Source organism: Flectobacillus sp. BAB-3569, from assembly GCF_002270355.1.
GTDB lineage: Bacteria > Bacteroidota > Bacteroidia > Cytophagales > Spirosomataceae > Flectobacillus > Flectobacillus roseus.
Genome location: NZ_NJFZ01000020.1, coordinates 349,389 through 362,776, shown reverse-complemented (window position 1 = coordinate 362,776; position 13,388 = coordinate 349,389). Strand labels below are relative to the sequence as shown.

General features: G+C 37.3%; 8 protein-coding genes. All 8 read left to right on the top strand.

Annotated features, from left to right (window positions below; translation table 11 throughout):
• Positions 1–50 precede the first annotated feature (50 nt).
• The 8 genes from BWI92_RS19420 (at position 51) to BWI92_RS19385 (ending at position 13,096) form a co-directional block, all read left to right on the top strand.
• Complete coding sequence (locus BWI92_RS19420; protein ID WP_229363366.1) at positions 51–959, top strand: ABC transporter permease; 909 nt, start codon at positions 51–53, stop codon at positions 957–959.
• The gene (locus BWI92_RS19415) at positions 959–2,458 is read left to right on the top strand and encodes a glycerol kinase GlpK (RefSeq protein WP_095165843.1); all 1,500 of its coding nucleotides are present in this window, start codon (positions 959–961) and stop codon (positions 2,456–2,458) included. Before BWI92_RS19420 ends, BWI92_RS19415 begins: the two co-directional genes overlap by 1 nt.
• A 552-nt stretch (positions 2,459–3,010) precedes the next feature.
• Complete coding sequence (locus BWI92_RS19410; RefSeq protein ID WP_310588937.1) at positions 3,011–3,616, top strand: RNA polymerase sigma-70 factor; 606 nt, start codon at positions 3,011–3,013, stop codon at positions 3,614–3,616.
• 190 nt (positions 3,617–3,806) lie between these two features.
• The gene (locus BWI92_RS19405) at positions 3,807–4,823 is read left to right on the top strand and encodes a FecR family protein (RefSeq protein ID WP_095165839.1); all 1,017 of its coding nucleotides are present in this window, start codon (positions 3,807–3,809) and stop codon (positions 4,821–4,823) included.
• 835 nt (positions 4,824–5,658) lie between these two features.
• Positions 5,659–9,027 (top strand): TonB-dependent receptor, encoded by a 3,369-nt coding sequence (locus tag BWI92_RS19400; protein WP_095165837.1) that lies wholly within the window; start codon positions 5,659–5,661, stop codon positions 9,025–9,027.
• Positions 9,028–9,038: 11 nt separating this feature from the next.
• Positions 9,039–10,412 (top strand): RagB/SusD family nutrient uptake outer membrane protein, encoded by a 1,374-nt coding sequence (locus tag BWI92_RS19395; protein WP_095165835.1) that lies wholly within the window; start codon positions 9,039–9,041, stop codon positions 10,410–10,412.
• Between the two features lie 256 nt (positions 10,413–10,668).
• Positions 10,669–11,778 carry a TlpA disulfide reductase family protein gene (locus BWI92_RS19390; RefSeq protein ID WP_095165833.1) on the top strand — a complete coding sequence of 370 codons (1,110 nt, stop codon included), beginning with the start codon at positions 10,669–10,671 and terminating at the stop codon, positions 11,776–11,778.
• Positions 11,779–11,986: 208 nt separating this feature from the next.
• Entirely contained in the window at positions 11,987–13,096 is a 1,110-nt protein-coding gene (locus tag BWI92_RS19385; protein WP_310588936.1) for a TlpA disulfide reductase family protein, read from the top strand.
• Positions 13,097–13,388 lie beyond the last annotated feature (292 nt).

The window sequence follows — 13,388 nt, the reverse complement described above, 5'->3', positions numbered from 1 at the left end:
ACAATGAACAAAGAACTATTAAAAAATCACAATCACTGATTGCACTCCTGTTGCTCTGTATTGTCATAAGTATTCTTTCTGATAAATTTCTTTCTGCTAATAATATCTGGAATGTACTCCGTCAGATTTCGGTAAACGTCTGTATTTCTACAGGGATGACCTTAGTTGTCTTAATGGCAGGAATCGACTTGTCGGTTGGTTCTGTATTGGCATTTACTTCGGTGATTTGTGCAGGTTTGCTCAAAGACGGAATCACCATTGGAGCACTGAACATTCATGTGGGTTTTACCATTTTTGGAGGTATTTTAGCGGCTATCACAGTAGGCTTATTCATTGGGCTTTTCAACGGTTTGGTGATTACCAAATTCTCTTTGCCTCCCTTTGTTGCTACGCTTGCGATGCTCACTATTGCTCGTGGCGCAACCATGCTTTATACACAAGGAATTCCGATTTCTAACCTAGGCCCCAAATTTGAATACATTGGTTCTGGTTGGTTACTAGGGATTCCTGTGCCTGTTTGGATTTCGATTTTACTGGTATTATTGGTAGTCTTTATCAGTCAAAAAACTGCCTTCGGACGTCATATCTATGCCATTGGGGGTAATGAAAAAGCAGCATTTCTATCTGGAATCAATATACAAGTCACCAAATTGATTGTGTATGGCATTTCAGGAATGATGGCAGCAGTGGGAGGAATCATGGTTACTTCTCGACTCAATTCTGCACAGCCGAACGCGGGTGCAAGTTACGAACTCGACTCTATTGCAGCAGTAGTAATTGGGGGAACTTCGTTATCAGGAGGTATTGGTACTGTGACTGGCACTGTGATTGGCGCAGCGATTATTGGGGTGCTCAACAACGGTTTGGTGCTTTTGAATGTATCCCCGTTTTGGCAACAAGTAGTAAAAGGTTTGGTGATTTTATTAGCCGTAATTATTGACCGTAAGAGTAAAAAATAATGAAATATATTTTAGCCATTGACCAAGGTACAAGCAGTACTAAATCTATCATTTTTGATAACCAAGGAAAAGTTATCAGTAAAGGTCATGCCGATTTACATACCAATTATTTCGATAATGGATTTGTAGAACAAGACCCAGAAGAGATTTTTCAAAATGTATTGACTTCTGTAAGTCTGTGCTTGGAGGATTTTCAACACAAAGGATATAATCCCAAGGATATTGCTTCGTGCGGCATTAGTAATCAGCGAGAAACTTTTGTGCTTTGGGACAAAACTGGAAAAGCACTTTCGCCAGCTGTGGTTTGGGCTTGTAAAAGGTCTACACAGGTTTGTGAAAACCTCATTAACCAAGGGCAAAATGAGTTGATAAAACAACATACAGGTTTGATTATTGACCCGTATTTTTCAGGGACTAAATTACTGTGGTTGTTAGAAAATAACCCTGATTTAAAAACTCAACTTGATAATAGAGAGGTTTATTTTGGTACCGTGGATTGTTGGCTTTTATACAAACTTACTGAAGGTAAATCGTATAAAACTGACCATACCAATGCGCATAGAACTCTTTTGCTCAATATTCATTCATTGACTTGGGACAAAGAAATATTAGCACTTTGGGGGCTCGAAAATCTTCATTTGCCCGAAGTGCATCCTTCTTCTTATGATTATGGCAACTGGACTTATTCCGACGAAAAATCTGCTGTAGGAGTTTTGGCAAAAAGTCAATTGCCTATAACTGCCCTCATTGGCGATTCTCATGCGGCTACTTTTGGAGAAGGCTGTTTCGAAAAAGGAACTGCCAAAGCAACGCTAGGAACGGGCTGTTCGATTATGTCAAATATCGGCAATGAACCTTTAATCTCCTCAAATGGTATGCTAACTACCGTTTGTTGGAGCGTGGAAGGGAGGATAGATTATGCCTTTGAAGGAGCAATCGTTTCATGCGGTTCCACGATTGAATGGTTGAAAAACGAAATGAAATTTTTTACTCATCCTTCCGAAACAGAAGCGTTAGCTCAAAAAGTAAAAGATAATGCAGGCGTATATCTGATTCCTGCCTTTAGTGGATTGGGTGCACCTCATTGGCAAATGAGTCGAAAAGCTTCTATTCAAGGTATTACTTTTGGCACCAATATCAATCATATTGTACGTGCAGCCTTAGAGAGTATTCCTTTCCAAATCAAGGATGTGCTGGATGCGATGAGTAAAGATATGGGCAAAGATTTTACATCGATTTCGATTAATGGCGGGATCAGTCATAATAAATTTGTCACTACCTTTTTGGCTGATTTGCTCGGTTTTTCCATCAAAAAACAATCAAATCATGATATATCTGCATTAGGTGCTGCGTATTTAGCAGGTCTTAAAAACGGTGTTTATCAGAGCCTTGATGCTTTGTCAGAACTTTGTAAAGCCAATATTACCAGCATCGAACCTGCTGAAAATACCCTTGTTCAAACCTATTATGAAGGTTGGCAAAAAGCCATAAATGGTTAAGAGATAAGTAGGAAAAGGTTATTAGTTAACAGTGTATTGGTTATTTGAAGATATTCATAATCAAAAGATTATAGTCAAATTTTGCCTCAGTTATTCTATTAGTTTAATCTTTTCTACTACCTAAATGCATTATTAGTACCACATTTTTCATCAGCTCCGTAGGTGCGAAAGACTTCAAGATAGGAAGATGGCTTTCTGTTGTTCCTGCGGAGCTTTTACAATTATTTTGTAAAAAATAAAGGTAAGTCAATTTACTTCCGAAATCAGAAATCCCAAATCCGCAATGCAGCACTACTACTTGATCCTATCTTCTATTTAAGTCTATCTTTCTTATAGGATAATGCTTTTTTTATTACACTTATATTCATTTTAAATGGTCATTAATCTAAATTTCTATTGAGATTTTTTCTAAGAATCAATCAATAGCAGAGAGCTTTAACCTATTAGTATTTTGTTTTTTGAAAATTCTCTCAGAAAAAACTAGCTTAAAAGCTTTGCTTTTTTAAATAGTCCCATAGTTTTGTAAATCGAATTTATGAGAACTAATCATTAATAATTCCATTTAAACCCATCAAAAGCGCTCCAACACATAGCGATATAGAACTTTTTTCACTTCTTCAGGAGGGAAAGTCAATGGCCTTTGACGAAATATATGAACGTTATTGGTCCAAATTATACGCTTATGCCTACAACCGTTTGCGCGACAAAGAAACATGTGAAGAAATCATTCAGGAGGTATTTGTAAGTTTGTGGGCTAATCGCAAAACGACCAAAATCGAAAGTTCTGTTTCGGGTTATCTTTATCAAGCCGTCAAATTCCAAATGCTGAATTTTATGAAGTCGGCCGAAGTCAGGAATAACTATTTGGAACAATTTTCCCACTTTCGAGATCAACTTTTCGACGATTCCAACAACGAGAGTATTGCTTTTAACGAACTTCGGATGATGTTGGAAAAAAGTATGAACGACTTACCCGAAAAATGCCAAGAAGTATTTCGCATGAGTCGTATTCAGCATCTAAGCATTCAAGAGATAGCCCTCCAATTGAATATTTCGCACAAAACAGTCGAAAACCATTTGACAAAAGCCCTCAAACATCTTCGAGAAGATTTAGGAGATTTTTTGATTTTGATAATCGTATTTGGAATAATGGGATAGGAGTGGATGGACTTTCTTCAAAATTGAGAAATAATCACTGATTCACTCAATCAACACCCCTCAATATCTAAGCATTTTTACTCAAAAATAAATTTTTATTAAATTTTTTTGTTTTGGAGTAGGTGTAATTTCATTGTCAATTTACTTCACTAGTAGAAAGGGGTAAAATCATATTTGGTGTTTTTTGAAAATGTCCAAATATTCTTTTATTCCTTTTGTAGACTATCATAAAAATATGCAAGACCGTAAATTATTAATTCTGTTTGAAAAATATCAGCAAGGAAAGTGTTCGCCTGCTGAGAAAATCTTGATTGAACAATGGTTAGATTCATTGCCTGAAAAGACCGATGAATCCCTAGAACTGGAAATCGCTAAACAAGGTGCTTTGAAGGAGAAGATGTACCAAGAAATTCAAGCACGACTTAACGAAGAAACCCCTGCTAGAATCATACCATTTGGATTTAACAAGATTGCCAGAATTGCGGCGTCTGTACTATTGGTAATGGGTGGTGTGTTTGCGTTGAGCCCAATGGGTTATGATACGTTTGATTTAAAGAATGAAACTTTTCAAGCCTTTTCAGTTGGTAAAACAAAAAAGGTGATTTTAGAAGATGGCAGTATTATATGGCTAAAGGGGAACAGTTCATTGACATACCCTGAGCATTTTGTGAATGCTACTCGTGAGGTAAATTTGATTGGAGAGGCGTTATTTGAGGTTGCCAAAGATGCAAGTCATCCTTTTATTGTCCATTCCAATGGGATGAATACAAGGGTATTAGGTACAAGTTTTAATATTCGACCAGTTGGCAATCATATCGAAGTGGTAGTATTTACTGGCAAAGTAGCAGTTTCTTTGGCAAATGGTAGTAAGCATACGTTGGTACTTCCATCGGGAAAGGCCATTTGTATGCCACAAGAAAAGGAGATTAAAGCAGCAACAGCAGAAAACACTGCTTCGTATTTGCTTAATACTGAGTATAGTATGAGCTTTGAAGATGCTCGGATGTCGGATGTATTAGAAAAAATCTCGACCAAGTTTGACGTAGATTTCGAACTTACTAATAATATGATAGGTAACTGTTTAATCACAGCGGATTTTACAGACCAGTCATTGGATAAAACCATGACGATTCTTTGTCAAATAATGAATGGCAGTTATGTGATTGAAGGTAATAAAGTTTTTTTGAAAGCCGATGGGTGTAGGTAAATTGTTGATTTTTGAGTTGGGGACAAGGATTCTTGGTTTGTGAATAAAAGAATCTGTAAGATTGAAAAAGTTATAAAAGTATCGTTATCAAGTAAAAGATATGTTTTGATTACAGCCGTTTTCTAGCATTTAAATGAGTTTTTGAATGTATTCTTAGAAGATGTTTAAAATTATATATAGCCGTTTTCATAAAACAAAATATCCCTTCTCCACTGCTTACTTTTCTTGTCTTGACACAAGAAAAGTAACAAAAGAAAGTCAAGAAATCCCGAAACTCGCCTACGGCTCAAACAGCGGGATTTCGAAACTGTAAAAGTGTATTTTGTAAAAAGTAAAATTAAACATTTATGGTTTTTTAAAACACGTTCCAATAACAGATGTACCATTAACAAATAACATTCAACTACAGAATATTTTAATAAAGAATAATCAATCATTTGACTAGTTCCAGTAGTCGACATGAGAAGTTAGATAAATAGAAAGAGTCATTGTTTTTGATCTGAGAGAGATTCTTTCTGAATGAATTAGTGCAAAATAAGATTGTGTTAAATTTGAATGTAAAATGCTATTAAATAGAAAGTTACATTGATAATTAATAACTCTTAATTCAGCACTGAAATTTTTATCACTCTAAAAATTAAATATCCTTAACTAATTCGTCAACCCTTAAAGCCAAAACGTCAAATGAAAAAAATCCAAGCATAAAAAAAGACAAGAGTGGTTCCAGCACTCTTGCCCTCGAATTTATTCGTTTCGTCACACCGCTCGGCAGCGGTGGCGATAAAATATTGTCTTATCCCTCCATTTCAAAAAAGAATAAAACCCAATCAAAGGTATGACAGAAAATTATCGAATCAAAGAATTAATCCTTCGAATTATGCGGTTTACGATGTGTCAGGCCATCATAATTATGGTGTTCACAGGAATTATTCACGCCCATGTAAATCTTGCACAAGGTATTCTAAATCAGAATATTGCCGTCAAGGTAGAGAACGTGAAATTAAAGGCTGCTTTAACTAAACTAGAGAAAGAAGCAAAGGTGAAGTTTGTATATAGTAGTAGCCAAATCAATATCAACCAAATTGTATCTCTTAACTCTTCGAAAGAAACGCTAGGGAGTGCTTTGGAGGTGCTTTTGAAACCTCTTGGTATTAAATTTTCGGTACAAGACAATCGTATGATTATTTTGTCGAGAGTAGTAGACAACAATTTGAATTTGTTAAAAACAAATGGTTTGCCCAATGCCCAAGCCGAAAGCAACCAAGGAGAAGAAGTTACAGGAACCGTAGTCGCTGCCGAATCTGGTGAGCCACTGATTGGGGTTTCGGTGACAGCGAAGGGTACACCTTTTGGTACAATTACTGACGAAAAAGGTAGATTTAGAGTCGTGGCGAAAAAAGGCTATGTGCTATTATTTACCTATGTTGGTTATGAATCGTATAGTGTTACCGTTGGAAGTGCAACGAATCTCAAAATTTCGTTGAAACAAGCACTTCGTTCATTAGACGAGGTAGTAGTAATTGGCTATGGTACTTCTTCCAAAAGAATCAATACAGGTTCGGTAACGTCGATTACTTCGGCTGAAATCGGGAAACAGCCAGTATCAAACGTATTAGCTGCTTTACCAGGGCGTATTGCGGGGGCACAAATTGCACAAAATAATGGTTTGCCGGGAAGTGCCGTCCAGATTCAAATTCGTGGTCAGGGGTCATTGTCATCAGGAACAATTCCTTTGTACGTGATTGATGGTGTGCCGTTTACCAATTTTAATGGTGGTAGCCCCGCGACTGATAACCTCAATGCCTTTGGTATTTCAGGTGCAAATGGCGGTGTAAGCCCATTTAGCATGATTAATCCCAACGATATTGAGCGAATTGATATTTTGAAAGACGCCGATGCAACTGCTATTTATGGTTCTCGTGGTGCCAATGGCGTAGTGTTGATTACGACTAAAAGAGGACAGTCTGGTAAAACAAAATTTGATGTAAATGCTTCAACAGGTTTTACAGAACTAAACCGCTTTATTCCAATGCTAAGTCCAGATCAATATTATGATCTAAGAACACAGGCATTTAGAAATGATGGTGTTACACCTAATACAAGTAATGCGCCAGATTTAACCTTGTGGGATAAAACGAAAACTACCGACTGGCAGAAGTACTTCTTGGGAGGTACAGGTAAAGTAAGTGATGTACAAACGTCATTGTCTGGTGGAGATGCATTTACCAAATTTATGTTCAATTTGGGATATCGTAACGAAACTACGATTTTCCCAGGAGATTACTCAAGTACACGTTTTTCGAGTAGATTAAATCTAGATCATAGTACGAGAAATAAGAAATTGAATTTTACCTTAGCGTTAAGTTATTCGAAGGATAAAACAAATTTGCCACAAAGCGATTTGTCTTCAGTGTATAACCTTCCTCCAAATTTACCTTTGTACGATGCCAATGGAAAGATGTTTTGGTCAAACAACTTCACCAATCCTTTGTCGACTTTGATGCGTCAGAACAATGCCAATACCACCAATTTGATTAGTAATGCAACGGTTCGTTATAATGTAACGAAAGGATTAAACTTAAAGGCAAATTTTGGATATACCATTACAGACTTAGAGCAGAAGAACTTGACGCCTGCATCCGTGTTGAACCCAGCTTCAAACCCAACAAGTACTTTAAACTTTGCAGATAATAAGGCTCAAAACTATATTATCGAACCAACGGCGGAATATGTAAAAGAAATTGGCAAAGGCAAACTTTTGGCGGTAGTGGGAGCAAGCTGGCAACATAATACTTCTAATGGGTTTTATTTGACAGGTTCCAATTACAGTACGGAGGCGTTGTTGAATACCCTATCTGGCGCGGGTTTAATAACTGTTAACTACAATAACATTGTTGAATACAAGTACAATGCAATATTCGGACGTTTAAATTATGATTGGCAAGGCAAATATTTTGTCAATGCGACATTCCGTCGTGATGGTTCTTCAAGATTCGGTCCTAACAATCGTTTTGGTAATTTTGGTGCTTTGGGGGCTGCTTGGGTATTCTCACAGGAGGATTTTGCCAAAAGTATCTCAGCTTTGAGCTTCGGAAAACTACGTGCAAGTTATGGAACAACTGGTAATGACCAGATCTCAAACTACTTGTATTTACCGCTTTATAACACTTCAACCACTTATTTGAGTAATCCGTCGTTGATTCCTTTGACTTTACCAAATGCCAACATTCAATGGGAGACTACTAAGAAGTTTGAAGCAGCCTTGGAGTTGGGTTTCTTGAAAGATAAAGTATTGTTTACAGCCGAATACTACAATAACCGCTCAGATAATCAGATAGGCTATTTACGTGTTCCAACCCAAAGTGGATACAACTCAGTACAAGCAAACTTACCAGCTTTGATTGAAAATAGTGGTTGGGAATTTGAGGTAAATACCACGAATATTTCTCGTGGGGATTGGAAATGGACAACTACTTTCAATATTACCTTGCCGCAAAATAAGCTACTCAAATTTGATGGTATAGAAAATACTTTTTCAAATGGCTCTTATATCGTTGGTCAACCAATCAACTTTACTAGAGTGTTACACTTTTTAGGCGTTGATCCTAAAACAGGAGCAGCTCAATACGAAGATATCAATAAAGATGGCGTAGTGGATTTTAACGATAGGTATGTTGCCAAGTTTGGAACACCATACTATGGTGGTTTGGGAAACTCTGTTTCATATAAAGGATTCCAATTTGATATTTTCTTCCAATTCAATCATCGTTTCGGACAAACCAATATCATCAACACAAGGCCAGGAGCACTTACCAACCAAAATGCCTCTTATCTGAATATTTGGAAACAAGAAGGTGATATGGCGAGTCTTCCGGGGGCATCGGCTACCGCAGGTACAGCAATTGCCAGTTCTTACAATTTCTTTAGCTCATCGGATGTTTTTTGGGGTGATGCTTCCTACTTGAAAATGCGCTCCGCAAGTGTTTCGTACCAGTTCCCAAGTCAAATTGCTAAAGCGATTGGTATGACCAACTGCCGTGTGTTTGTTCAAGGACAAAATTTGTTTACTTGGTCAAAAAACAAATACATTTTGGATACAGAGACACAAGTTCAAGGTGGGCCCTCTGGTTTGGGAACAGGAACAATCGGGCAAGTATTGCCTCCACTCAGAACCATCATGTTAGGACTTAACTGCTCATTTTAATAGAAATTACTATGATTACTATACATAAATTTAAAAGTGTTTTTTGGGCATCAGCCATCGCTATTTCGACTTTGTTTAGCTCATGTGAGTCGTTTGTAGATCTTGGTGCTCCTCCAACACAAGTTGTGTCTCAGGATGTTTTCAAGGCAGATGCTACCGCAACTAGTGCTGTGCTTGGATTGTATTCCACGGGTATAATGACCAATTTTGTTCAGGCAAGTACTTTCTTTCCTGGCATGTCAGCGGATGATATTCAATACAATACGGTAAATACTTCATACGATGAATTTGAAAGAAATGCGTTGACTAATACTAATTCATTGGTAGAAAACTCTATTTGGTATATTGCTTATCAGGAAATCAAAAATGCCAATAACGCTATTGCTGGTCTGAACCAATCACAAACATTGACGCCGTCGATAAAGGACCAATTGTTAGGAGAGACAAAATTTATTCGAGCCCTAACTTACTTTTATTTGGTAAATTTATTTGGGGACGTACCTATGCCGTTAACTGCTGACGCTGATTATACCACCAATGCGACTTTGCCAAGAACGCCAGCAACTGATGTTTGGAAACAAATCATTACCGACTTGAAAGAAGCGCAAGCGCAACTTCCTGCTTCTTATGCTGGAACGTTTAAGGCTAGAGCCAATAAATATGCCGCTTCGACTTTGCTGGCAAGAGCGTATTTGTACACAAAAGACTGGGCAAACGCTGAAACGAATGCTACCTCTGTGATCAGCTCGCAAGCCTATACTTTACCAGCATTGGCAGACGTATTTGTGAATACAAGTAACGAAATTATTTGGCAACAAGCTAATCTAACTGGAGTATCAACTTTCGGGGCTAACTTCCTAGCTGCCTCTGGTGTTATTCCTGCCTACACGCTTGTAGATACTCTCTACAAATCATTTGAGGATGCTGATTTAAGAAAAATAAACTGGGCAGGTGTTACGACTGTAGGTGGTGTAAAATATTACTTTGTCAATAAGTACAAAGTAAGAACTGGCACTGGAAATGAATACAACGTAGGTTTGCGTTTTGCAGAATTGTACTTAATTGATGCAGAAGCTAAAGCTCAGCAAGGTAAAATCGCGGAGGCCAAAGCCGAGGTAGATATTATCCGTAAAAGAGCTGGCTTAGCGGCCTTGCCTAATGCTATTACCAAAGACCAATTGTTACTGGCTATTGAAAAAGAGAGACAGCTAGAACTATTTGGCGAATGGGGACATCGTTGGCTTGATTTGAAACGTACAGGTCGTGCCGATGCTGTTTTGGGAGGAATTAGAAAAAATACTTGGAAATCAACCTCTGTGTTATTCCCAATTCCTGAAAACCAGCGTGCTGCCAATAAAAATTTGACTCAAAACCCAGGGTACTAGGTGCTGATGTAGAATGGTGAGTTAGTAGTATATCCATTTCGGATATCGGATGTTGGATTGAGGAAGTATAACCTACTTTTTTTACCCCAAAAAAATGAAGGTACTTTCAATATTTCCGCAATCAACAATCCTAAATCCGCAATTGTTTGTAACCTTTCAAATTGGTCTAACTCACAATTCCGCACTAATATTCCAAGATACCTATTCTTGTTTCCTAGATGTTTTGTAATTTCATTTTGAAACAAGAATAGGTATTATGAAAAAAATTGGAAATGGTTTGCTGTGGTTACTTTTGATATGTTCAAGTGTATTGGGACAGAAACAACCTGAACAAACTCAAAGGTATCAGATTAGTGGTAAAATTGAAGGACTCAAAAATCGGAAAGTCTTTTTGAAAAGCTATTTCCACGAAAAGGAAATAATTGATTCTGTTTTTTCAAAAGATGGCGTTTTTCGATTTCAAGGAAAAATGGCATATCCTCAAACTGTTACCCTATATCTCAGTCCCATGACTGACGAACGAAAAATAGTAGTACAGGCGGGGAATATACTGGTAAAAGCGAAAGCAGGGGATTTGGAACATGCTCAAATACAAGGTTCGAGTGCCAATGACGACATGGATATTTATCAAGAACAGATAAAACTGGGACGAAAATTTGCCAAAGGAGTCAGTGCTGTAGAGGCAGATTCTACCCTGACATCTCCCGAAAAACAAAGAAGAATCTATGCCATTTTTACCAAAGTTGAATCTTTTTATGATAGTGTAACCACCGAATTTGTCAAATCTCACCCCAATTCGATGGTTAGTGCGATGGTCATCAAATCTAGGTTTATACAGGCTAATCAGGAAGAAAAAGCACGTGAAAGTTTTGAGGTTTTGACTGATGTTGTAAAGAAATCATTTTATGGAAAAAAGATTCAATCTTATTTGTATGAAAATGAAAAAGTGAGTGTTGGCAAAATAGCCCCTGCATTTACGATAAAGGATGTAAACGGAAATGCCTTCCAATTATCATCAATGCAAGGCAAGTTTGTTCTCATTGACTTTTGGGCTAGCTGGTGCGGACCTTGTCGCCAAGAAAACCCCAATTTGGTGCAGCTATATCAACAGTTTAAAGAAAAAGATTTTGAGATAATAGGCGTTTCGATTGATGATAATACAAAGAGTTGGACAAAGGCCATTGAGACGGATTCGCTCCAATGGAAACAGGTTTGCGACGGGAATGGAATGGAAGGACAGGTGGCCAAACGCTACTTAATCTCTTCGATTCCTACTAATTTTTTGTTAGATAAAACGGGCAAAATTATCGCCAAAAACTTGAGAGGCGAAGAGCTCAAAATAGCATTAGAACATTTTATTAAATAGATAAAATTATGAAGTTGGGGCAATACTACCTCGTATGAGTGCTGAAACAGTTTACTAGGGATATCGGATTTTAGGTTTCGGAAGCGTAAGCTTCTATATTTCCGAAATCAGAAATCCCAAATCTTAAATTGTTTGAAATCCCTCGTACACTCCTGACTCATAATTCATCATTTTCAAAGTTTAAACAGTTCTTTTATGAAAAAATACTATTGACAATGGGCATTGGCATGCTCGCTGTCTCAGGGCTTTTTGCGCAAAAAAAGCCATTACAACTGATAAATACTATATTTCTGGCAAAATCGCTGGTCTCAAAAATGAGAAAGTGTATCTGTCGTCTTATAACGGAAAAGGTTTTGACATTGATTCCTTAGTCAGCACTGATGGTACTTTTCAATTTCAAGGAGAAATCAAACATCCTTTGATTTATAACCTTTACCTCGTTCCTAAAAAAGAGAGTGCTCGTATATTTGTTCAAAGTGGTAAAATTACTGTTACGGCATCAAAAGATTCCATCAGTAAAGCAATAGTCAAAGGTTCTAAAATGCATGATGATTGGTTGATCCATCGTAAACAAATGGATGGAGCGCATGCACTTATGGGCAAAGCGGATAAAATGTTTTGGGAAACTAGACAAACTAAAATGCCTGATAGTGTGGCTATTAGAGAAAAAGCTAGCAAACTCTTCCGTCAAGGTGAAAGTTATGCAGATAGCGTTTGTAAGCAATTTATTTCTACTCGCCCTACCTCGTTGATTAGTCCATTTATTATTTACAGTTATTTTACAAGACCAGGTTCTGAGGAAAAAGCAAAAGAGTATTTTAGCTATTTGGCCAAAAATGCACAGGAATCATACTATGGGAAAGAAGTAAAATTCTTTTTGGACAAAGCTGCAAAAGTAGATGTGGGTCGTATGGCACCTGTGTTTACCATGGCAGATTCTTCTGGGAAAGCCTTTAATTTGACGTCACTAAAAGGTAAATATGTGCTAGTAGATTTCTGGGCAAGTTGGTGTGGGCCTTGCCGCAAAGAGAACCCCAATGTGGTAAAGGCGTATAGCCAATACCGTGATAAAAATTTTGAAATCGTAGGGGTATCATTGGACGATAAAAAGGCTAATTGGATGAAAGCAATTGAGGCTGATAAACTAACTTGGATTCATGTTTCTGATCTAAAAGGTTGGCAAAATGGGGCGGCTAAAATGTACGCAGTAGCAGCAGTACCAATGAACTTTTTGCTAGATAAAAACGGTAAAATTATTGCCAAAAACCTCCGCGGCGAAGATTTGGAGAAAAAACTGGCAGAGTTAGTTAAAGAATAAATAGGAGAGGTAAGGTGTTGTAATACATAGATTTATGTGTAATATTTTATCTCTCTATTAAAACCGTACGCAACAGGTGCTTGATTGGACAAACCTGACAATAAATCCTCTAAAATCAGATGAATAACACATTTGAGAAGTTTATTCACTGTCCTGTTGCTACGGTTTTTAAACTAACGACCCTCAATTAATCTCTCATGAAATGTAGTTTAGGCTTTCTGTCTATTTTTCAGTCAAATATTTTTCAAAAATAGTGAATCACTGCTTTTTGAAACTATAGTATTGTTTAAAT